The organism is Cyclobacterium plantarum (assembly GCF_011290685.1).
GTDB classification, from domain to species: domain Bacteria; phylum Bacteroidota; class Bacteroidia; order Cytophagales; family Cyclobacteriaceae; genus Cyclobacterium; species Cyclobacterium plantarum.
The window spans coordinates 280,223-302,328 of sequence record NZ_JAANYN010000008.1; the positions used below are offsets into that span (position 1 = coordinate 280,223).

At 41.5% G+C, this 22,106-nt stretch carries 18 protein-coding genes; 9 read left to right on the forward strand and 9 right to left on the reverse strand.

Translation table 11 applies throughout. The features are described 5' to 3' along the window. The first annotated feature begins 22 nt into the window (after positions 1-22). The 3 genes from G9Q97_RS18640 (at position 23) to G9Q97_RS18650 (ending at position 2,269) form a co-directional block, all read left to right on the forward strand. Complete coding sequence (locus tag G9Q97_RS18640; RefSeq protein ID WP_166149588.1) at positions 23-1,048, forward strand: sugar kinase; 1,026 nt, start codon at positions 23-25, stop codon at positions 1,046-1,048. Between the two features lie 11 nt (positions 1,049-1,059). Beyond that, the gene (locus tag G9Q97_RS18645) at positions 1,060-1,512 is read left to right on the forward strand and encodes a YhcH/YjgK/YiaL family protein (protein WP_166149590.1); all 453 of its coding nucleotides are present in this window, start codon (positions 1,060-1,062) and stop codon (positions 1,510-1,512) included. A gap of 91 nt (positions 1,513-1,603) precedes the next feature. Next, positions 1,604-2,269, forward strand: a complete 666-nt coding sequence (locus G9Q97_RS18650; RefSeq protein ID WP_166149592.1) for a bifunctional 4-hydroxy-2-oxoglutarate aldolase/2-dehydro-3-deoxy-phosphogluconate aldolase — start codon at positions 1,604-1,606, stop codon at positions 2,267-2,269. Positions 2,270-2,331: 62 nt separating this feature from the next. Here G9Q97_RS18650 and G9Q97_RS18655 read toward each other — a convergent pair whose 3' ends face one another. Continuing rightward, positions 2,332-2,778 carry a DUF4440 domain-containing protein gene (locus tag G9Q97_RS18655; protein ID WP_166149594.1) on the reverse strand — a complete coding sequence of 149 codons (447 nt, stop codon included), beginning with the start codon at positions 2,776-2,778 and terminating at the stop codon, positions 2,332-2,334. A 219-nt stretch (positions 2,779-2,997) separates the two neighbouring features. Here G9Q97_RS18655 and G9Q97_RS18660 point away from each other — a divergent pair, with 219 nt between their 5' ends. Next, a complete protein-coding gene (locus G9Q97_RS18660; protein ID WP_166149596.1) occupies positions 2,998-3,714 on the forward strand; it encodes a class I SAM-dependent methyltransferase in 717 nt (238 codons plus the stop codon). Between the two features lie 51 nt (positions 3,715-3,765). Here the strand turns inward: G9Q97_RS18660 and G9Q97_RS18665 are convergent, their stop codons facing one another. The 7 genes from G9Q97_RS18665 to G9Q97_RS18695 all read right to left on the reverse strand — a co-directional run bounded on the left by G9Q97_RS18665 (position 3,766) and on the right by G9Q97_RS18695 (position 10,186). Continuing rightward, the gene (locus tag G9Q97_RS18665; protein WP_166149598.1) at positions 3,766-4,749 is read right to left on the reverse strand and encodes an MlaD family protein; all 984 of its coding nucleotides are present in this window, start codon (positions 4,747-4,749) and stop codon (positions 3,766-3,768) included. Positions 4,750-4,761: 12 nt separating this feature from the next. Next, positions 4,762-5,493: an ABC transporter ATP-binding protein gene (locus G9Q97_RS18670; protein ID WP_166149600.1), complete on the reverse strand. Its 732-nt coding sequence runs from the start codon at positions 5,491-5,493 to the stop codon at positions 4,762-4,764. An 11-nt stretch (positions 5,494-5,504) separates the two neighbouring features. After that, the gene (locus G9Q97_RS18675; protein ID WP_166149602.1) at positions 5,505-6,278 is read right to left on the reverse strand and encodes an MlaE family ABC transporter permease; all 774 of its coding nucleotides are present in this window, start codon (positions 6,276-6,278) and stop codon (positions 5,505-5,507) included. A gap of 170 nt (positions 6,279-6,448) precedes the next feature. Next, positions 6,449-7,015: an acyl-CoA thioesterase gene (locus G9Q97_RS18680; RefSeq protein ID WP_166149604.1), complete on the reverse strand. Its 567-nt coding sequence runs from the start codon at positions 7,013-7,015 to the stop codon at positions 6,449-6,451. A gap of 101 nt (positions 7,016-7,116) precedes the next feature. Further along, positions 7,117-7,758: a DUF6629 family protein gene (locus G9Q97_RS18685; RefSeq protein ID WP_166149607.1), complete on the reverse strand. Its 642-nt coding sequence runs from the start codon at positions 7,756-7,758 to the stop codon at positions 7,117-7,119. A gap of 140 nt (positions 7,759-7,898) precedes the next feature. Next, entirely contained in the window at positions 7,899-8,618 is a 720-nt protein-coding gene (locus tag G9Q97_RS18690; RefSeq protein ID WP_166149609.1) for a DUF4136 domain-containing protein, read from the reverse strand. A 410-nt stretch (positions 8,619-9,028) separates the two neighbouring features. After that, positions 9,029-10,186 (reverse strand): hypothetical protein, encoded by a 1,158-nt coding sequence (locus tag G9Q97_RS18695; RefSeq protein ID WP_166149611.1) that lies wholly within the window; start codon positions 10,184-10,186, stop codon positions 9,029-9,031. Positions 10,187-10,531: 345 nt separating this feature from the next. On the opposite strand from G9Q97_RS18695, the gene G9Q97_RS18700 reads away from it, so the two are divergent. After that, positions 10,532-11,710 (forward strand): GDSL-type esterase/lipase family protein, encoded by a 1,179-nt coding sequence (locus G9Q97_RS18700; protein WP_166149613.1) that lies wholly within the window; start codon positions 10,532-10,534, stop codon positions 11,708-11,710. A 110-nt stretch (positions 11,711-11,820) separates the two neighbouring features. Further along, positions 11,821-15,219 carry a PVC-type heme-binding CxxCH protein gene (locus G9Q97_RS18705; RefSeq protein ID WP_449397386.1) on the forward strand — a complete coding sequence of 1,133 codons (3,399 nt, stop codon included), beginning with the start codon at positions 11,821-11,823 and terminating at the stop codon, positions 15,217-15,219. A 348-nt stretch (positions 15,220-15,567) separates the two neighbouring features. On the opposite strand, the gene G9Q97_RS18710 is transcribed toward G9Q97_RS18705, so the two are convergent. Further along, entirely contained in the window at positions 15,568-16,860 is a 1,293-nt protein-coding gene (locus tag G9Q97_RS18710) for an alpha/beta hydrolase family protein (protein WP_166149617.1), read from the reverse strand. Positions 16,861-17,083: 223 nt separating this feature from the next. On the opposite strand from G9Q97_RS18710, the gene G9Q97_RS18715 reads away from it, so the two are divergent. The 3 genes from G9Q97_RS18715 to G9Q97_RS18725 all read left to right on the forward strand — a co-directional run bounded on the left by G9Q97_RS18715 (position 17,084) and on the right by G9Q97_RS18725 (position 21,580). Next, positions 17,084-19,336, forward strand: coding sequence for a bifunctional SulP family inorganic anion transporter/carbonic anhydrase (locus G9Q97_RS18715; RefSeq protein WP_222852027.1), 2,253 nt, complete (start codon positions 17,084-17,086; stop codon positions 19,334-19,336). 272 nt (positions 19,337-19,608) lie between these two features. Further along, positions 19,609-20,373: a 3-keto-disaccharide hydrolase gene (locus G9Q97_RS18720; protein ID WP_166149647.1), complete on the forward strand. Its 765-nt coding sequence runs from the start codon at positions 19,609-19,611 to the stop codon at positions 20,371-20,373. Between the two features lie 163 nt (positions 20,374-20,536). Then, positions 20,537-21,580, forward strand: a complete 1,044-nt coding sequence (locus G9Q97_RS18725) for an endonuclease/exonuclease/phosphatase family protein (protein WP_166149619.1) — start codon at positions 20,537-20,539, stop codon at positions 21,578-21,580. Positions 21,581-22,106: the final 526 nt, after the last annotated feature.

A 22,106-nucleotide genomic window follows, 5' to 3' on the forward strand; every position in this document is an offset into this window, starting at 1 on the left:
TCATTAAACACATCAAATAATCATGTCCAAAAAAGTCGTAACCCTTGGTGAAGTAATGCTTCGTCTATCAACCCCTGACTTTAAACGTTTTGTCCAAACTGACACTTTTGACATCACTTATGGCGGTGGAGAGGCAAATGTAGCTGGAGCACTTTGTAATTACGGGCTGGAAGGAACCTTTGTAACCAAGGTACCTGACAACCCTATCGGCCAATCTGCCATCAATCATTTGAGAAGGTATGGCGTGGACACCCAATTTATCGCTAAGGGAGGAAAAAGACTTGGCATTTACTTTCTGGAAACAGGAGCTTCCATGAGGGCTTCCCAGGTGGTGTATGATCGCGCAGATGCCTCCATAGCTGAAGCTGAAATTGCTGATTTTGATTTTGATAAAATATTTGACGGAGCCGTTTGGTTTCATACCACAGGGATCACCCCTGCACTAAGTGACAAGGCAGCAGCACTGACCGAAGCAGCGTTAAAAGCTGCGAAAGCCAAAGGTGTGACTACCAGCATTGACCTGAACTACCGCAAAAAATTGTGGAGCAAGGAAAAGGCCAAAGAGGTAATGACCCGGCTTTGCCAGTACGTAGATGTTTGCATTGGCAACGAAGAAGATGCAGAAACCACCCTTGGGTTCAAAAGTAATGAAACGGATGTCACCAAAGGAGAGCTAAACCTGGAGGGATATAAGGATGTGTTCAAACAAATGAAAGATAAGTTTGGCTTTAAATACATCGCTTCTACACTAAGGGAAAGTTACAGTGCCTCGGACAATGGATGGAGTGCCCTGGTGTATGATGGCAATGAATTTTACCATTCCAAAAAATATGATGTTCGCATTGTCGACCGGGTAGGTGGCGGAGATTCTTTCGCCAGCGGATTCATTTATGGCCTGGTGGAAAAAATGGCAATGAAAGATGCCTGTGAGTTTGCAGTGGCTGCATCTGCTCTCAAACATACCATACCAGGTGACATGAACCACGCTACCCTGGCTGAGGTAAAGGTTTTGATGGGTGGAGACGCCAGTGGAAGGGTTCAGCGTTAATTGTTGACAAGATGATACTGGATACTTTAGAAAACAGCAGGAAATATCACTGTGTGCATCCACTTTTCGAAAAAGCCTTTGCCTACATCAAGGCACAAAATCTGGAAGCAATGGCCGATGGGAAATATGAGATCGATGGAGATTCCATCGTAGCTGCCGTATTTACCAAGCCTGCCAAGACGGCTGAAGAATCGAATGAGAAGTTTGAATGCCATGACCAGCACATCGATATACAAGTATTGATTTCTGGCGAAGAGCAAATAGGCTGGAAGCCAAGAGCATCCTGTAAGCAAGTGAAAGGAGAATACAATCCGGAAAAAGACGTTTCCTTTTATGCCGAAGATCCCGAAATGTATTTTGGGATGCAGCCTGGCCAGTTTGTGATATTGTTTCCTGCCGATGTGCATTCACCCATGATTGGTAAGGGAGATATTAAAAAGATGGTCGTTAAAGTTAAAATTTAAGTATTCACCAGCTAAACTGTATACACGTTTCAGCCTTTTACAGATAAGATACAGATCCTGATCTGTGCACACATATAAAACCTTTAGCAACATGAGCGATAAAGCATCAATATTAAAAAAGATACCGGAACAGGGGATCCTCCCCTTATATTTTGATAAAGACGAAACCGTTAGCCTTGAAGTATTGAAAGCATTGTATGCAGCAGGAATCCGGATGGTGGAATATACCAACCGGGGTGAGGCTGCTTTACAAAACTTCAAAAAAATGGTGGCACTTAGAAATGCAGAAATGCCAGATCTGCTGCTTGGTATTGGCACCATTAAAAATAAGGACATGGCCAGTACCTACATCGCTGCCGGTGCTGATTTCATCATCTGTCCGGGCCTTGTAGAGGAAGTGGCAGAAATAGCAGATCAACATGACATGCTTTGGATACCCGGATGCATGACACCCTCTGAAATCATAAAAGCGGAGAATATGGGGGCAAAAATGATCAAGCTTTTCCCTGGCGATATGTTGGGACCAGGCTTTATGGCTGCCATAAAGGCGCTATTTCCTAACCTGTTGTTTATGCCCACCGGTGGCGTTTCCCTGGACAAAGACAACATTGAATCCTGGTTTAAGGCCGGGGTTTGTGCGGTAGGTATGGGCAGTAAATTGGTCAGCAAAACCTTGCTCCAGGAAAAAAACTATCCCAAAATTCAGGAAATGGCCCAAAAAGCCATTCAGGTAGTCAATGAAGTGAAAGGGAAATAAAATCCGGAATTCAGAATAGGAACCAGTATGGGGTTTAGTATAATAAACACCGTACTGGTTTTTTAATTTACAGCCGGTAACATGTTTCTGATGGCTGAAATTTTCCAGTTTTTCCCTTTTTTTACGGCTATAAAAGTGCTCCACATCTTTCGTTCCGATCCGTCTTCATTTTTTATGGTATAGCGGGCATCGGCGATCCCTGTTTGTTCTGATAAGTACCGGACACGTTCCACTTTCAGTATCCTTTCACCCGGATTAACCTGTGAACTGCCTATCATACCCTTTACAGCTGCTTCCATTCCGTGGCGCCATTCACCGGAAGAAACCAGCTGGTCCATATCTTCCGTAATGATTGATTTCAATAAAATGGTATCTGCTTTGTCTCTGGCTTCAGCATACCTGGCTACCAGATCGATTATGGCTTTACCATCTTCAATGGTCTGCCCTTTCAACTGATACACTGAAAGCAAGGTCATACAAATTAAGGCAAGATTGAATTTAGCTTTCATAAGATTTTAGGTTTTCATAAATATAATCAAATTTTCCAAAGTGGCTATCTATCAATACCTTTGGCTTTAAGAATTCAACCAATCCCGGCAAACAAATTTTGCATGGATTGATAGGTTTCAAACGCGGTTTAATTTGATTAACCTTTATTCAAAAAAATTGACCGTATTTTAATCTTTGCATAAAATCAAACAAGGCCCTTCATTTATCGTTTATAGAGTATGCCTAAATTTTATCGTCATATCCTCATCTTCATTGGTTTGTTTCAAATTATCGTTAATTCAAGTCAGGCCCAGGAAGAAACAATTTATAAATACGCTTCAGCAAGTCGTGATGGCATTGGCAAATTTTACATGGGAAGGGAAATATCTCATATCATGGGTTTCCATGGCATGGCATGGCTGGAACGGCCAGGCAGGTCGGAAGAAGAAAATACGGAACTGGCGATTGCCAATTTGCCTATCAAAAAGAACAGCGTAGTAGCAGACATAGGAGCTGGCTCAGGGTATTATACTTTCAGGATTGCAGAACGGGTGCCAGAGGGAAAAGTTTACGCTGTGGAGATCCAACAGGAAGCTATAGACTATATTCAGGAAAAAGCAGCCAACCTTAATTTTGATCAGGTAAAAACAATAAAGGGTTCAGAAAAATCGCCAAATTTGCCTGAAAACGAAATTGACCTTGTGATCATGGTAGATGTGTATCATGAACTGGAATTCCCCCATGAGATGTTGCAAAATATCAAAAAGGCGCTTAAACCTGATGGGAAATTATTGCTTATAGAATACCGTGGAGAAGATCCTGAAGTGGCGATAAAACCACTGCACAAGATGACTGTGGCTCAGGTGGTCAAAGAACTGAATGCCAATGGATTCAAACTGGGTCGGAATGGTCAGTTTTTAAATATTCAACATTTTCTGGTATTTGAAAAAGACTGATTTTTGATTCATGGCCCTCAGTTAAAAAATGAACCAATTTTCTCAACCAGATTAATTTTTCCTGAGCTCATTTTTGATGCTGTCTTTTTCAAGCTTCCTAAAATATCGCCTGAACAAAAAATTGGATTTTAGGGCCTCCATATTCTGTTGGAAGTCACCAGTCCCTTTCTCCAGGTTTATAGCACTGTTAAGCAGCGTTTGTCTTAATAAACTATCCTCCATCAACAAGCCTATTGATCCTTTACCTTTCTCAATATGGTTTACCCAATTTTTCATCCCTCCCAAAAGCTCTTCCAGGTCACGGCTTGATTCCTGAAGGTGTTCTATGGAAGTAAGCAAATTCCTGGAAGCCAGGGTATCTGTAAAAGCCATATTAATCAAACCATTACCTTGCTCGAAAGTATGCATCATTTTTTTTCCGGAGTGTAGCATTTCCGATGCCTCGACACTTGCTTTTTGAAAGGCTGATAAAGTGGTTTTAATATCCGAGGTAATTGTGGAATCCGAGAGCAATTCCCAAAGGACTTGACTGGTATTCAACTTTTCAGAGATCTGGTACAAATTCATGGAGGTCTTTTCAATAAGCAGGCTTGTAGCGTGAAGCGTACTTAACATCTCATCAGTTTCCAGGGCTTTATCCGAAAAGATGATATCTCCATCTGAAACCATCCCGGCATTGCCTTCCTGTGGATTGATGTGGACTAGCTTATTCCCCATTAAACCGTCCGTACCAATGGAAATTTTTGCATTTTTTTTAATGTAGGGATTCATCTTTGTATTGATGACCATGGTAATATTAATCGATGTGTCATTTGCCATTTCGATCGACTTGACTGTTCCCACATCCATTCCCATGAACCTGACATTATTTCCTGGTACCAAACCATTTACATGGCTTACCACAGCTTGAAGGGTGAAATTAGAACGAAAAATATCCTGATTCCTACCTACCATGTACAGGGTAAATACCAGGAATAAGGCACCTGCCAACACCATCAAGCCTACTTTTGAATTTTCTGTTTTTCTATTGTTCATGATTATTTTCAATTATTCAAAAAACTCGAGAACCTTGGGGTCTGAAGATTGCTTCAATTGGTCATAAGTACCCTCTGCATAACACCTTCCTTCTATAAGCATAATTACCCGGTTGGCGGTAATTTTTATACAATTCATATCGTGCGATATAATGATAGAAGCGGTATTGTATTTTTTCTGTACTTTAAGCATCAACTGGCTGATCTCTTTTGAGGTAATCGGATCAAGGCCTGTGGTAGGCTCATCATACAATATAATTTCCGGCTTTAGAATCAGGGTTCTGGCCAATGCGATGCGTTTCCGCATGCCTCCAGATAATTCTTCTGGCATCATATCGATGGTATGAGCAAGCCCCACATCATCTAAAGCCTCCAAAACAGCTTTTTTTGATCCTTTTTGTCGTTGTTCCTTATTCCAATGCCTGCGAAGAGGGAATTCCAGGTTTTCCCTGACACTCATGGAATCATAAAGAGCATTACTTTGAAATAAAAACCCCACTCTGGATCTTAGTGTATCAAGCTCATCTTGTCCTATTTCTTGAATATTCCTGTCCAATACCTCAATTTTTCCCTTATCGGTTGCAATAAGATTGATGATGCATTTGATCAAGACCGATTTCCCTGAACCCGACTTTCCCAGAATGACAAGATTCTCTCCTGGAAAAACGGATAAGGACAAATCCCTAAGCACATGGTTTTCTCCAAATGATTTTTGAATGTTCTCCACCTGAACTACCGGATTCATATCAATCATTTTTAAGTAAGACCAAGAATATCCGATATCTGAACAGCAATGAGATCTATGATAAATACCAGCAGCGATGCCAATACCACCGCTGAGGTAGCAGACCTTCCCACGCCTTCCGTACCCTTTTTGGAATGATAACCCTTATAACAACCAATAATTCCAATGGAAAAACCAAAAAAGAAGGTTTTGATCAATGAAGGAATCAGGTCTCCGTAACTTAAGGCATCAAAAACCTGTGTCCAATACAGATTCCAACTCACCATTCCCCGGATATTTACCCCCATAAAGCCGCCATACAAGGAAATGGCATTAGAGAGGCTGGACAAGACGGGCAACATAAACATGGCCGCCATGACCCTGGTGATGACCAGGTATTTGAAAGGGTTTGTTCCGGAAACTTCCATGGCATCAATTTGCTCTGTTACGCGCATGGATCCGAGTTCAGCTCCCATGCCTGAACCGATTTTCCCGGCACAAATAAGGGCCGTTATGACAGGAGAAATTTCCCTTATCAAAGAAACGGAAACCATGGCAGGAAGCATTGATTGCGCCCCAAACTCCACCAATGTGGGTCTGGATTGAATGGTCAGCACAAGTCCCATAATAAATGCGGTGGTACCTACCAGGGGTAGTGTTTTATAACCCACCCAATAACATTGGTGAAAAAATTCCCCGAATTCCTGTTTAGGCTTGAGGATTTCACGAAAAAACCTTCTGGTAAATTGCGCAATCTCACCAATTTCACTTAGGAAATTTCCAGTGAGCTCCTTTAAATTTTTCACTTTTGACCCATTTATTCCTGTAAATATGCCAATAGGAACATGGAAAAAACCTGACTTAAATCAATAAAAAATAAGATTTAAATTCTTTTTTGATGAATAAAAATTTTACAATTAAGTTTCTAACTCAAAAAGGGGTCCTTTTGGTGAATGAATTTTCTTTTAAATGGAGATCATTTCAGGTTTGGATGCAAAATACATCTTTGCCCCTCCAGAATATTGAAATCATCTACATTACCAGAATTGATTTTTAACTTTTCTAAAAAGGAACTGTACTCCTGCTTGTATTTTTTCCTTCTTATGGCTTCCACAAATCGCCTTACATCCGTTTTGTTTTCCAATAGTAATTTAGGCACCTGGGTGGGTTTTTCATCCTTTCCTTTGGCTACCATGGTGAAATAGCAGGTATTGGTATGCTTGACTGTCCCCTGCATCACATTTTCCGAAATCACTTTTATGCCAATGATCATCGAACTGTTTCCCACATAATTGACAGAAGCCTTTAAAGACACCAACTCCCCCACTTCTACTGGTTGCAGGAAGTCGACTGTATCTACGGAGACGGTGACACAGTATGCGCCACTGTGCTTGCTGGCAGCTGCGTAGGCCACTTTGTCCATCAAGGAAAGTAATATTCCCCCATGAATTTTTCCACCAAAATTAGCGTAGGAAGGAATCATTAACTCGGTAATGGTCACTCTGGAAAAACTGGCTGGTTTAGCATCAGGTTCAGGATTCATGAGGTCGTGATTTGGGAAACAAATTGGTTCGAAAATATAACAATATCCAAATATAGGTCCCTATTCTTAATTTACATTATATTTTTTAATCAGAGGATAACTCATTCTTTGTTGATTTTGAGAACAATGCCAAAAACCAAAATACTTAGCAAGGCTGCAAAAAAACACCAAATGGATATTAAATAATCTGAAAAGAAAATCATGGTGATCAGAAAGGATATAAGTACTGCAATTCCCAGAAACCTTATCTCTTTTCTACCTGCTAAAAAGGGACTTAACACAATCGGTAGAAAATAAAATGCTCCGCTCCATTTCTCCAAAAATACTGGAAAATCCAGTGTATATTTAATGTGTCCAGACCGAATTTCAGCTGAAAAATCGAAGGCAATCATACAATATAAAAAATAGCAGGAAACAGATATTCCTATTAGCAAAAGAACTGAGAGGACCTTCCGTCGGGTTTGATTATTTTCAAGAAATAAGATGGAAAGCGGAACCCAAATTGGCCATAGTACCTGAGAAAAACCCAAAAAAATCAAGGTTGGGAAAAACCTCCAATTGGAATCTACGTGTTCCCCCAATCCAATCCAAAGCATGCCTTCCATTATCTGCTGAAGGGCAAAAAACATGGGAATGGATGCGAATGGCAGTGATTGAAGATTTTTGGTCTTTTGTATTGATGCTATGCCAATCGTTCCCAAAAGAATGCTGGCTCCGAAACTTGCTCCTGCGGAAAAACACATATGCTAACTATTTTCTTTAATGTTGCCTGGAAATGAAATGCCCCATAATAAAAGCCTAAATCTTTAAGGAAGCTTAGAAAAATATATCTGAAATGGAAATTAAAGTTTAGATGCCTCCAAAAAACCTTTTGCTGAATCATTTACCTGGGATATAAAGGGTCAATGATATCTCTGTTCCATCCATTATTTCTAAATGGATAGGTGCTTTTTTCCATAGAATTTTGCTTATGGATTGGTTTTACTGGAAATTTATCCAAAATTTTACCCAATGCAGGATGAACGGGGTAGTGAAAATATTCGGGGTCATATATATTGCCTTCTGAACTTGCTGTCCAGACCAATTTTTTAAGTCTTGTATCAAAGAGGTTAAGGGTAATGTTTCCTTTAATATAAGTCACTGTGCGTTCGGTATCATCATAATTCCAAAAAGGGGGGTTGGGCCAACTGTACCAGGTATAAAATCTGTATCTGGGATAATAATAGGGAAAGTAATAAGGATTATAAAAGTAATATCCTGTATAAGGCGGATATGGATTGGATACAACCCTTTCCAATTCTTCATTCAAAATAATCAATTGCAATACTACATCAGGGGAATCAATATTTACTAAAAGCCCCCTTTGGCTTAAATTATGGTTGATGTAGTTTTTTGAATTGTTAAGAACAATATTTTTATCGTAGCCTTGCTCACCGATTTCTTCTTCTCCTAGCATGGTACTATCGGGTACCCAGGCAAAAGTTTTATACAAGGTGAAATCAATGGTTCGGTCATAGTTATAATCAACCTTCCCAAATGGACTGCAGGCAAAAGCCAAAAGGATAATTAGAGGAGCCAATTGAAACTTTTCTGGGGATTTCATGTGTCTATAATTTGTTCTTTAATGGCCACATGCCCGCCCGGAAGATGCCAGTCGGACAGGGAATCCCGCATGTTGGATAGTCATCCCATTGTGTGACGATTCCGTCATTCCTGTCTGCCTCTGCAGGCTCGATTTGATGGGATTTTTAAATATTTATGATCATTAAATTTATTTGAATAATTTGATTAATAATATGATAAAAGTAAGGAGGTTTTATGATTGAAATCACTTAAAAAAACCTCCGGAAACGGAACTTTGTAAAAAACCAGTTCTTCATCTAAAGTTTCGTTTTAGGTTAAAATATTAATAAGCTTGGGTTAAATTTTTTTTGATCAGGTTCTGCGTTAGGCAGCAACTGTATGGTACCTCGAATAATTATTTAAGAAGGTGGATTGACGCCTACCTTGGCGCTATTTTTTAACCCGCAACTCATAAATATAATAACACTGATATTCCTTTTCCTCCTCATGGATATCGGCCTGGTCCGCATAGTGCAAGTAGCGGTCATTGCCCAAACCCAATTTAAGGATTCCCGGTTTTTCCCAGGGTACCGGCTTTCCGATTTGTTTGCCGGATTTAATGGGGTAATAATAGGTCTTTCTACTCGCCATTACTGCCTCCATCTCTTCTCTGCTGAGACCCTCATGGTTTTTTTCGGGATCGACACCTGTTTTGTATTCCACGATAAAGGCATCGCCCCGACCAGCAATATGGGTAAAACTACCGCCAAGAGAAATGTCCTTTCCAAAGGTATAGAAAGCGGCTTTCCCAGCCTCTGCCAAAGGCATGCGGGTGAGTTGGTCTGGTTGTTGCCTTTCCAGGTTGATTTTATTGGCCAACTCCAGTTTTTGATCAAACTGAAAAAGAATAGAATCTGCCGGCAGGATCAGGGATACGAACTTAGAATTCTGGTCGGAAAAATACACAGGTTTATCCTTCCTGGGATAAAAATAATCCTGTTTGAAAATACTGCTACTATCTATCTTTCCACCTTTCTTCACTTGCCCATTGAGCGGATTTACCAAATGAAAATAGTTTAAGGTGTCGAAATAGTCCCGGGGATATTTATCCAACAGGCGGTCGCTGAGATTGGCGATGCCATGAGGACGATTGTCAATGCTGAAGGAATTGAAATTGTCCAGGGGAGCATGAATCATTCTCACCATGGTTTCTTGTTCAAAGGAAAATTTTCGGAGCTGTTGCAGGTCTAAATCATATATAAAAATTTCCTGATCGCTTACAAACATGAGCTCATCACCCACAAACCCGGCACGATGCAGCACCATCCCAAAGGCATTGGGACCTTCGCTCAACCCCTCCTCTGCCAAGACCTCCCCTTTGCTATCGATCAGAAAATACCTGCCTTCCAGCCCCTGGGTCACCATAAGATAGAGTTCCCGGCCGGGATGATAGTCCAGTATACGAAGCGTCTGTAATTCATCAAAAACCAGGGAATCTACCCGGACAAACTCCATTTCTGCCTGCTCATTGAGTTCTTCCCTGGAAGAGCTACATGAGATGAGACCAGAAAAAAGGATAGCCAGGAAAAGAAGGTATTGATAATTCATCTGTGTTTTTATTTAAAACTAATTATTTAAAATGAAGATGTCAACTTTTTCCTGAATTTTAATGCTCAAGGCTTCATCTATTAAAAAAACCCGTCATTGCGAGCACAGCGGGCTTCGGCAGGCTCAGCCTAAAAAGCGATCTGAACCGGAGCGGCGACGTATGTCCACCAGGAAATAGGATTAGGATCGAAAGATCGCATACGTTCACCTTCAGACTGCCAGGGGTGCGGAGAAATATCCAGCCAATAATAGAATTTTTCAATTATTCTGTCCGCATTCGACGCTTACTTTTTATATTGTGATCATTATTCCAATAAACCCTAAACGTTATCCGATTGTAAGGTCATGAATCCAAATTTTATTTTTCTTTTCATTTTTCTGTGCTACAGTTCCTCTGTATTTTCCCAACAAAATTTTAATCCCAAAGATGGGGACAGGTTGATCTATTTGGGCAATGCCCTGATGGAAAACGAGCAGCAATACGGCTTTTTGGAGTACCTGATTACCAGTAATCACCCGGAAAAGCACCTCTCCTTCCGGAACCTGGGCTGGTCTGGAGATACGGTCTTTGGCGATGCCAGGAGTTATTATACCAACCCTCCTTCAGCGTTTGACTTACTGATAGATCAGATCAAATCAAGCCAGGCCGATTGGGCATTTCTTGCTTACGGAGCCATTGAAGCACAAAAAGGTCAGGAAAAACTCGGTGATTTTGAAAAGGGATTAAACCGGTTGCTGGATTCTTTGGAAGCAATAAATACCAAAGCTGTTTTGGTTTCCTCCATACCCCATTTCCTGCATAAAGAAGCAAAATCAGCCGATGAGTATGCCAGCGATCTCAAGTCCTACAACCAGAGCATGGCCCGAATCGCAAGGGAGAGAGAGCTGTTATTTCTGGATATTTTTGAGACCTTTGAAAGCGCAAAACAAGCAGATTTGTGGGAGCCAAATGGTATCCACCTGAACCAAAAAGGCTACCTGATGCTGGCCCGGACACTGGGAGAAAAAATGGGCTTGAATTTACAGTCCTCTGATATCCTGATCAATATTCCCCAAAAATCATTAACAAATGGTAATGAAACAAAAGTATTGGATGCCGATTTTAAATCAGGAAAGCTGGAATTTACAATAAATGGAAACGGACTGCCGGAACTTATCTTTCCGGAACATTTCAAAGGGCCAAAAATCAGTATACAGGGTTTGAAAAAAGGCTATTATCAACTATTTCTTGATGGAAAGCTGCTGGCTGTTGCCGATCAAAATACCTGGAAAGAAGGGCTTTTAATAGATCTTTCATCGGCTGGTAAACAAATACTGGACCTGATCCGTGAAAAAGATCAGATTTATTTTCAACAATACCGGCCACAAAACAGAACGTACATATTGGGTTTCCGCTCCTATGAACAAGGCAGGCACCAGGCTGGATTGGAATCTCTGGATGCCTTGATTTTTTGGCTGGATGGCAAGATCAACCAAGGCAAAAATCTGAGAGAGTTGCACTTCAGCTTAGAACGTTTACCCTGAAATCCGCTGCAAACATCAAGTATTGAAGATCATTCAAAATGAAAAATTGTAATCCCATGCGTTCCATATACCGTTACCTTACCTTGCCCCAATATAAGATTAAGGGCATCATGAAAATCGTGGTTTTAACCCTTTTGGAACTTTGTTTCGGAATACATCTTCAGGCACAAAACGCCTTGCGGGACATTCCCTCCCCGGATCCCCAAATTCAAAAGGACATGTTCCATGTAGCCGATGGCTTTGAAGTCAACCTCTTCGCCTCTGATCCTGATGTGGTCAAGCCCATTCAAATGAACTGGGATGCTGAGGGCAGGCTGTGGGTGGTCAGCAGCACAGCCTATCCCCACCTCCGTCCAGGGGAATCTGCCAACGATAAAATCATAGTTCTGGAAGATACCAACGGAGATGGTAAATCGGATAAATCCACGGTTTTTGCCGAAGGCCTGATCACGCCTACCGGTATACTTCCCGGAGATGGCGGGGTATATGTTGCCAATTCCACCGAAATTTTACATTTAAAAGATACCAATGGAGATGGAAAGGCAGATGTGAAGGAAAAAATTCTTACCGGATTTGGAACCGGAGACACCCACCACCTGATCCATACTTTTCGATGGGGACCTGATGGCCTGATGTATTTCAACCAATCAATTTATATATACAGCCACGTAGAAACTCCCTGGGGCATTCGCAGATTGGAAGGTGGAGGGGTATGGCAGTATAACCCACAAACCAAAAAGCTGGAAGTTTTTGCCAAAGGCCTGATCAACCCCTGGGGCTTACAATTCGACAAATGGGGCAAAGCCTTCCTGACGGACGGAGCTGGAACGGAAGGCATCAATTATGCCTTTCCCGGAGCCACCTTTGTTACTGCTCCCGGAGCTGAACGAGTTTTAAAAGGCTTGAACCCGGGTCAGCCCAAACACAGTGGCCTGGATATCGTTTCCGGGGGACACTTGCCCGATAGCTGGCATGGAAGCCTGATCACCAATGACTTCAGAGCAAACCGTGTCAACCGTTTTGTACTGGAAGAAACCCCAAATGGAATGATTTCCAGACAGGCTGAGGACCTTTTGTGGACGGATCATATAGGGTTCCGACCGGTGGATATTCTAGTAGGCCCTGATGGGGCTATTTACATTGCAGATTGGTACAATCCAATTATTCAACATGGAGAGGTTGATTTCCACGATCCCAGAAGAGATCAGGAACACGGCAGGATCTGGCGGCTAACACGCAAAGGCAGCCCCCTTGTCAAAAGTCCCAACCTGAACAATATGGATGTTACCCAATTGGTAGCTGAATTAAAGGCTGCTGAAAATAACACGCGTCTTCAGGCAAAACTATTGCTTAAATCCAAAGACAAGGAAAAGGTCGTATCCACCCTGAATGCATTCACTCGAGGCCTGGATTCCAATGGAGCCAATAAGGAGCACCATCTATTGGAAGCTTTATGGACTTTTCAGGCTATTGGAGAAGTCAATGAACAGCTGTTAAAAGACTTGTTAAATGCAAAACAGGCTGGAGCCAGGGCAGCTGCTGTGCGTGTGTTGAGCCATTGGATGGAGCATATTCCTGGCAGCCTCGCATTTTTGGAAAAAGCTGTTGCGGATAACGATCCCAACGTCAGGTTGGAAGCCCTCATTGCACTGGGTAAAATAAACAGCCCCGAAGCAGCCAAAATGGCATTGAATGTATTGGATCAGCCAATGAACGAATTTCTGGATTTTGCACTTTGGCAAAGTGTAAGAGAACTAAAAGATTTCTGGATGCCCAGGCTTCTGTCGGAAAAATCCTATTTTGAAAGCCCTGAAAAGACAGTTTTTGCCTTGTCAGCTCTCAATGATGCTGAAAGTGCTGAGATGTTGGCGCCTATTTTTCTAGCCAATGAGGTGCCGGAGGCCCATATTCCAAGGGTAATCCAGGTTTTGGCCAGGAATGGAGACAAAGCCACCGCAGGGCAATTGTTCCAACAGTCCTTATCCGCATCCAATTCTCAAATCTTATTGCTTGATGCATTGATTCAAATGAAAAAGCAAAGAGGGATTCAACCAGATTCCCGATTGGACCTGATTTCCCAACTCTATAGTTCCTCCGAGGAAGAAGTGCTTGAAAAAGCATTGGTACTTTCAGGCCTGTGGAATCTTGAAGGACAATTGAATCAAATGCTTGATTTTTCCTTACTAGGGAGCAGAAGAATAAAAACAGCAGCCATGGAAGCTTTGGCCACCATGGAAAGCGAAAAAGGAAATCTTATTTTGCAGGATCTGGCTTCCAATGCAAAAAATAAAGAAAGCCAGGTACTTGCACTTAGTCAATTGGCACGAAGCAATCCGGAAAAGGCGATTGCCGGATCATTGAGCCTTTGGCGTGATGGACTGTCAGAAACTGAGGTTTTGACCATGTTTGCAGCCTTTTTGAGTTCCGAAAAAGGTACCGCCGTTTTGTTCCAAAATCTTGGGGAAGGAAGCATTCCTGAAGCAGTAGCCAAAACCGGAAGGAAGGCCATGCAACAATACCTGCCCTGGCACCGGCGTAACAGCACCATGGCACAAAATCTTCGGAATGCCCTTGAGGCTTCAGGAGGTATTTTACCTCCCGAACGGATGCCTCAGGACCTGACAGAGCAGCAGGTTTATGCGCTGGCCCAGGAAGTCAAAACCAAAGCCGATCCCATTGTGGGTGAAAGCATTTACCGCAGAAAAACATTGATGTGCCAAAGCTGTCATGCTCTTGGCGGCGCCGGGGGTAAGCTTGGTCCGGATTTAAGTTCTTTGGGCAGCAGCCTTCCCATTGACAATATCATAGCGTCATTATTGGATCCTGCAGCATCAGTAAAGGAAGGATATGAACTTCAAGAGGTAAATAAAACAGATGGCAGCCTGATGATGGGCTACCTGGTCAGTGACGGGGCAAGCGAACTGATCATGCGGGATATGGCTGGAAATGAAATTACCATTCCCAAAAGCCAGGTGGCTGGAAGGGAAAATGTTTCAGGCTCTCTTATGCCTCCCGGATTAACCGCGAGTCTGGAAAGGCAGGAGTTTATTGATTTGGTAGGTTATTTATCCAAACTCGGTACTTCAGGAGATTTCAGGGTTCCCACTGCTAATTATGTACGACGCTGGAAAGCATTTTCCGTACTCGATGTGGCTATTTCGGGGAAATTGGCTGAAGGGAAAAGCATACCGCTATATAGTACGGTATCCGGAAGCTTGCCGGTAACAGAGTTGCCTGTTCTTAAAAGTGAATCCGGTAAGGAAATGGCCGTACTGCAGTTTGAACTAGAACTATTAAGTGAAGGAAAAGTGGCATTGGAATTCAATGAAACCAAAGGGTTGTCGGTCTGGGCTGCTGATCAAATGGCCAGCATTCAGGCCAATACAGCCCTACTCAAGCTTCCCAAAGGAAAGCACCTCATTCAGGTAAGCATTGATTTAGGAGCATTCAATCCGTCCGCACTACGGCTAAAGGTGACGGATCAGGGAAGTGCGCAAAGCAGGTTTTAAGTTATTGAAAATTTCTACTCAGAATGGCAATGGTATTGTAGCGTATCATTGAATCAACTTTAAAAACCTGAGATTCTATGTTTAAGCTTTACGAATTATAGTGCTTATGCTTTCATAAAAAAGGTTTTTATTTAATGACCCAAAATGTATAATCCTACAGAGGTCTGTTCGTAAAAAAAATCCCTTCCAACTCTGGTCGGGACGGGCTCTTCCCTACGCCGCAGCAGAGGGATTTTGTGCTGTCTGGGATTTTATTTTCTTTTTTGATTTACAGTACCCTAAACATTATCTAAAATCGAACTCATTTTTATACCGAACTGGATCAAGTAACTTAGGTATTCTCATATCCTATAATCCCGGTTTTTCCTGCCTCCATTCCAAACCAATGGAGGTTCTGGGAATAAAGCCTTCCCAGGTTTCATCCAGTGAATTTTGCGGTAAATCCAGGTACCTGGCCCGTTCATTCTTGCCTTTCAGGTGAAGGTCCAGAAAAGCCGTAAGAAAATGCTGATTGATATTATTGATCCTGCGTTCATCCCAAACAGGCTCTGCATAATGCATGTAATCATCCTTGTTAAGATCCGGAGATAAGGGAGGGTTTGGGGCGACATTATGTCTGGCATTCAGGTAGGTAAGCATGTATCTTTCGGTGTTTTTCGCTCCTTCGAATATGGCCTTCACCCCTTTATCATAACCAGAAATATCATCCTGATCGCCTGCTATAAACAGAGTTGGGATTTTCAGGTTTTGAAGGCCTTCATCATCCCAGGCCCCTCTTGCCATTCCCCAGGGTGCGAATGCCACAATGGCCTTGATCCTTGGGTCGACAGATTCCCGGTATGCCGGATCAGCAAGGCTTCTTTCGGATAATTTTCGACTTCCTGCTGTCATTTGTCCAAAAGCATTGACGAAACCGGGAGCATATCCAGCACCGCCTGCATTCAAAACCCCATACCCCCCCATAGAGTAACCCACCAATGCAGTTTGGTCGGCATCCACCAATCCTGCTAAAAAGTTGTCAGCATTTTCTTTACCAAGCCTGCCCATTTCTTCCAACACAAAAAGCTGGTCTTTGGATCGGTGATAAAGGGTGCTGGCAAACTTTCCGGGATTTTCATGGGTGGATTCGGTATGGTGGATAGCAACAACTACATACCCTTTTGAGGCCAGGTTCTCTGTCAGATAAGTCATCAAAAACCGGGAACCCAGGTATCCATGCGATACGATGACCAAAGGGTAAGGACTTTCACTCCTTTCAGGATCGGCCTCCCGTACTGCCCTGCCCGGAAAGGTAAAAGGTGTCAATGGCCGTTTTTCATCATTGGGTGCGCCGAAGTAATCCTTGTATTGAACCGGAACAGCATTGTCCTTGTGATTGGCAGGATACCATACTTCTACGGTTAATTTTCTGTCATAGGTGGGCTCTTCCTTCTCCACAAAATTTTGAATATCCGGCTGATTTTTATGGGTCAAATCAAAGGTACGCACCCCTACCTGATAATCTCCCCTGAAGGAAAGCGCCGGTGCATCAGGAAGTGGGTCACCAAAAATGAAAGTATCTTCCTGTGGAAAAACATCTATGGCAATACCAAAACAAAAATAGCAGGCAAAAAGCATATAAACAGTTCGGATCGGTTTCATGGGCATTATTTAATGGATTGGAATGAAAACTAGGGTAAAAGTAGGAATTATTCTGTTGCAGACCCTTTGGTAGGAGTAAATTCCATTATTATTTTATCGTACCAGGAAGACTAGAAGTTCAATGAAGTGATCATAAACCTGTCATTCTGATAAAGGGTAATAAAAAATCAGAAAATTAAGATTATGTTTGTTAAGCAAATTATTTAAACTAAAAATTCCTATTTTGAGTAAAAACCAACCTTTTAAGGACTTAATCGAAAAAGCACAAATTGAGGACATCAGCCGTTCGGTTTTAAGCAAGCCGGGCAAGGATATTCCTGCTGGAATAGTTGTCTTCCTGGTGGCCTTACCTTTGTGCCTGGGAATAGCCCTTGCCAGTGGTGCTCCTTTGATATCCGGTTTAATATCCGGCATGATCGGGGGATTGGTGATAGGCATATTGAGTAAATCGCATACAAGTGTTTCCGGACCTGCCGCCAGCCTTTCTGCAGTGGTATTGGTAGCGATTAATACCCTGCAGGATTTTGAAATATTTTTACTAGCGCTTTTTCTTGGTGGATTGATACAAGTAATACTAGGATTCCTGAAATCAGGAATGATCGCTGATTATATGCCAACGAGTATCATCAAAGGTCTTCTGGCGGCCATTGGTTTGATATTGATATTTTCCCAACTGCCGTATGCCCTGGGAGTTGAAATGGATGATAGCCGTATACTCGATTATTCTCAGGATTTCTTTTCGGGAGTTAAAGAAAAGATTATGGTTCTGGCAGCCTCTTTTGCCCCCGGAGCGCTGGTATTGTCAGTGATTTCTCTTTTGGTTATGGTTTTTTGGGACAGGACACCCTTAAAAAAAATAAAATTATTGCCTCCTTCCTTATTCGTTGTGATTTTAGGCGTTTTATTAAACCAACTTTTCAAATTTTTCATTCCCGAACTTTACCTGAGTGGAGTTCATCTGGTCAGCATTCCAGAAATCAATGACATTTCCTCTTTTCTTACATTTCCTGATTTTTCGGCGATTACCAGTTTCCAGGTTTGGACCTATGCCTTCACCATTGCTATAATTGGGTCCATTGCAACCTTACTTAACCTGGAAGCCACCGATAACCTGGATCCGCATAAAAGAAGAAGTCCTCCAAATCAGGAATTGGTAGCCCAGGGCATCGGCAACACCCTCGCAGGCCTGGTCGGAGGAATCCCCATCACCTCTGTAATCGTAAGAAGTTCAGTAAATATTGAAGCGGGAGCAGAAACCAAATTGTCTACTATCATTCATGGTTTTTTGCTGGCCATCAGTGTATTGTTTCTTAGCTCTGTAATCAATTTAATTCCTTTAGCTACACTAGCTGCGATATTACTCCTGGTAGGATATAAATTGACTTCATTTACTATCATTTCAAGGATGTACCATAAGGGATGGTCTCAATTTGTTCCTTTTGCAGTGACAGTAATTGCCATATTGATGACCGATGTGCTGATTGGTGTCCTGATAGGATCTGCATCCAGCGTATTTTTTCTTTTGAGAGGCAATTACTACAATCCATTTTATGTGGAAGAAACCAATTTCAACAACAAAAGGAAAACCATTAGGCTTGAATTATCAAATGAAGTTTCCTTTTTGAACAAACCCGCCATCAAACGTACTTTATGGAACCTACCCAAAGGGACGCGGGTGGTAATTGATGCCTCATTTTCTTCCTATATAGAACCTGATATTTTAGAGATTTTTAATGACTACAAGAATACTTTTGCCAAGGAAAACCAGATTGACATTACTATTACAGGACTAAGGGAAAATTATTCACCAAAAAATGAAGTAGTAGTAGATAAAAAAGAAATCATTGACAAAAATGAACTGAAAACTCCCAGACAGATACTCCACTACCTGGAGGAAGGCAATAAGCGGTATGTAGATGGAAACCTGGTTTCAAGAAGGTTCCAAAACAAAGAGTTAAAAGATTTTATTAAAGTTGATCCCCTGGCAATAGTGGTAAACTGTATTGATATGCGCGAACCCTTAAATATGTTATTGAATTCCGGTATTGGTGACCTTATCCCATTGAAGGCGGCGGGGAGCTTACTGGACACACATTTGATTAACAGCATAGAAATTTCCTGCAGGGAACAGGGGGCGAGGTTGATTTTGATTATGGGCCATTCAAACAATACATTGATAAAAAATGCCCTAAAAAATCTCCTTGAAAAACCCGATGATCCCATAAGCCCAATAGTGCAACCTGCATTGGATGCCGGGGTTTTTGTTCGGGAAAACTTAAACCAGCTTGACATTGCTTCCCTGACTGATAAAATTTCCATTTGGAATATGGACTATTCCCAAAGAGAGATTATCAGGTCAAATCCCTATCTTAAGAAAGAAATTGGTGAAAACAAAATAGGTCTGGCAGCCGCTTTCTTTAAAAGAAAAAATGGGAAAATTGACTTTTATCCCCTGTTTCAGGAGAGTATGGTTTAAACCAAAAAGAAAAAATCCTGATAGATGTAAAAAAACATAGTGATAGGATGCTATTTAAAAAAATATATACCGAACAACTGCAACCAGTTTTATATCCTATTGAAAATTTGTGATCTTCAAATAAAAATATTTGCGATTATGGCCATTTCAGGTAATTTATTTCCTGTCAGTTTAAATGTATAGCATTACTGAATCCTATTTAAACCCAAAAATTCATGTGTCGAATGAAACGATCTTTTAGAGCTGTTTTAAATTTATTCACCATTTGTTGTATGATTAGCCTGGGCAGCGGATGTGCTTCCGGTGTTGCCAACAATAACAATCAGCTAACAGAATGGGAACCCCTCTTCAATGGAAAAAATCTGGAAGGTTGGATTCCAAAATTTCACCACCACGAAACCGGGGAAAACTATGCCAATACCTTTCGGGTAGTGGATGGGGCCATACAGGTTAATTATGAGGATTATGACTCATTTGATGCACGCTATGGGCATTTGTTTTACGAAAAACCATTTTTAACTTTCCACCTTAAATTTGATTACCGGTTCACCGATCAATGGATGGAAGATGCGCCTTCATATACCTACAGGAACAGCGGAGTGATGTTTCATTCCCAGGCTCCGGAAACCATTTTAAAAGAGCAGGATTGGCCCATATCTGTGGAATTCCAAATGCTGGCAGATGCCGAAGATGGAAACCCACGACCCACCGGAAACATGTGTTCTCCCGGTACGGAGGTATTTTTCAAAGGTGAAATGGATCCCAGGCATTGCATCAACTCCTCCTCTCCCACCATTCCATGGAACGAATGGGTAAAAGCTGAACTAATCGTATATGGTGATTCCCTGGTCATCCACAAGGTAAATGGAGAAACCGTCCTTGAATATACCAAACCACAAATTGGCGGAGGGGTTGCCAACGGCTTCGATCCTGCCATTAAAATTGATGGCAAGATGCTAAAGGAAGGCTATATCGGTCTTCAAGCCGAAGGACAAGGTGTGGAATTTAAAAACATCCTCATTAAACCGTTAAATTAGTCTTCCATTTTTCGAATGGATCAACCTTCCATTTTGCCTTGATGAAGTGGAATTGGTAAGGTAATTGCAATCTAAGAAAGAAAATAGGTCAATTTTCAGTATTTTCTCTGGTTTTACTTTCCAATAGATACCAGAGAAAATGAGAAACAAAATTTTCTTTTTAATGAAATACTTCATCTATATTCCTGGATTAGTTGCGATAGTCATTACGGCTTTACCTGTTATTGACACGGGTACCTGGTGGATACGCATTTTCGATTTTCCCAGGATTCAAATTACAGTTTTCGCTTTATTTATCCTGTTACTGGCCTTTTTATTTTTAAAAGACAAACCAAAAATTAAATATTCTTTTATTTCGCTTTTGCTGGCAGCCATATCCTATCAGCTGGTGATGATTGCTCCCTTTACCCCCCTTTTAAAGGTAAGTGCCAAGTCGGCTTCCCTGACTGAGGGTGATAATCGATTTACCCTTTTGATGAGTAACGTACGCATGGAAAATACCGATAGGGATAAGTTACTTTCTTTAATCAGGAAAAAGGAACCAGATTTGGTTTTATTAACAGAACCGAACCTGATTTGGACAAAAGCTTTAATTGAGTTGGATGAGACCTACCCCCACGCTATAAAGGAACCCCTTTCCAATACTTATGGCATGATTTTGCTATCAAAATTCCCCTTGATAAACCCAAAAGTAAATTACCTGGTAGAAAATAACATTCCTTCCTTTCACACCCAGATCAAATTACCTTCCGGAGGTATTTTTGATTTTTATGGGGTACATCCTGAACCTCCCAAACCAGGTTCTGACACTTATGAAAGAGATACTGAATTGCTTCTCATTGGCAAGAAAATCAAAAAGGATCCCAAACCTGTTATTGTTGCCGGAGATCTGAATGATGTGGGCTGGTCCCAAACATCTCATCTTTTCAGGGAATATAGCCAACTAGTAGACCCCAGAGAAGGAAGGGGCTTTTACAATACCTATAATGTGTTTATCCCCCTGATGCGCTATCCCCTGGATCATGTTTTTTATTCCAATGATTTTGGACTCGTCTCCTTTGAAAAATTGGAAGAAATAGGCTCAGATCACTTTCCCATGTGGATCGACCTAACTTTCGAGCCAGATGCCTCCGACCCGGAGGAGGTGGAAAATACTGATGCGGAAGAAAATGCCGAAGTGGAAGAAAAAATAGAAAAAGGCAAATAAGCCTCTCTATTTTATCCGTCTATTTGCTTTTTGAAATCTAATACCTTTCTAATATGTTTTAATTAAACTGATATTCGATTATAAAGCTCTTCAAATTATATGGAGGTGAATCATTTTCCGGTAGTAAGAACCAGCTTTTTTAATGCCTAATCTTCCTTGTTCAAGTGAGTTCGATTTAGGAATGTTTTTAAAACCGGCTCTATCGTCACCGAGAACCCTATTTTTGTGTCAACTATGGTGTGGCAGTCCCGTTTTATATGGTTTCCACCCCATGCCCCCCTCAAAGCCTACCGATGATGTGTTTATTAAATGTTTGAAAATCAATATGTTGAAAACCCACAACGTCATCCCTATTTCTGCGTTTTTTAAAATGTTAAGTCTACCGGTGACGACATTGAATCAGTTATTTTTGATAAAGAAGAAACCCTAAAAAATCTGTTAAATAAAAAAGAGATAAATTTTAATACGAAAAGAGCGCAGGCCCGACAAAAAACCGGGGTGCGCAGGAGGCTTGTGGGAGGAAGGA